The 792-nt window shown below is 65.0% G+C and carries 1 protein-coding gene; it reads left to right on the top strand.

Annotated features, from left to right (window positions below; translation table 11 throughout):
• Positions 1-2 precede the first annotated feature (2 nt).
• Positions 3-792 (top strand): MCE family protein (locus A5760_RS11755; protein WP_064880850.1); only part of this gene is annotated, 790 nt, incomplete at its 3' end.

Raw genomic sequence — 792 nt, 5'->3', positions numbered from 1 at the left:
TCATGATCGTCTCGTTGACGCTGACGTGGCTGGTGTATGTGAGCCTGCGGCGGGACGTGGCCGGTGACACCGCCAGGTATTCGGCGGTGTTCACCGACGTGTACGGGCTTCGCGAGGGCGACGACGTCCGCATGGCCGGGGTGCGCGTGGGCCGGGTCGAAAAGGTCGAACTCGACGGGAAACTGGCGAAGGTCTCGTTCGTGGTGCAATCCGAACAGCGGCTGTTCGGAAACACCCTCGCATCGGTGACCTACCAGAACATCGTCGGGCAGCGTTACCTGGGACTGTCCCTCGGCAAGGAAGGCAGTCCGCAGCTGCTTCCCGCGGGCAGCACCATCCCGGTGGAACGCACCGAGCCCTCGTTCGACGTGACCACGCTGCTCAACGGCTACGAACCGCTGTTCAGCCTGCTGAACCCGCATGACGCCGACAACCTCACCAAGGGCATCATCCAGTCGCTGCAGGGCGATACGTCGTCGCTCACCACGCTCGTCGGCCAAACCTCCACGCTCACGCAGACATTCGCGGGCCGCGATCAGGCCCTCGGCAGTGTGATCACCAACCTCAACAAGGTGGTCGGCAACCTCGCCCAGCAGAACGACAACCTCGACGGGGTCATCACGCAGACCCGCAGCGTCGTCGGTGAACTCGACCGGCGCCGCCCGGACCTGGTCGCCTCGGTCGGTTCGCTGGCCCGGGTGACCAACCGACTGTCGGCCTCGGCGACCGACGTGTACCCGGCACTGCGCGAATTCATCGATCGTCAGCCCGGTGTCACCAAACACATCATGG

Source organism: Mycobacterium colombiense (genome assembly GCF_001665835.1).
In the GTDB taxonomy this organism is placed as follows: Bacteria; Actinomycetota; Actinomycetes; order Mycobacteriales; family Mycobacteriaceae; genus Mycobacterium; species Mycobacterium colombiense_A.
The sequence above is the reverse complement of the archived record's forward strand: the minus strand, read 5'-3'. Positions and strand labels throughout refer to the sequence as shown.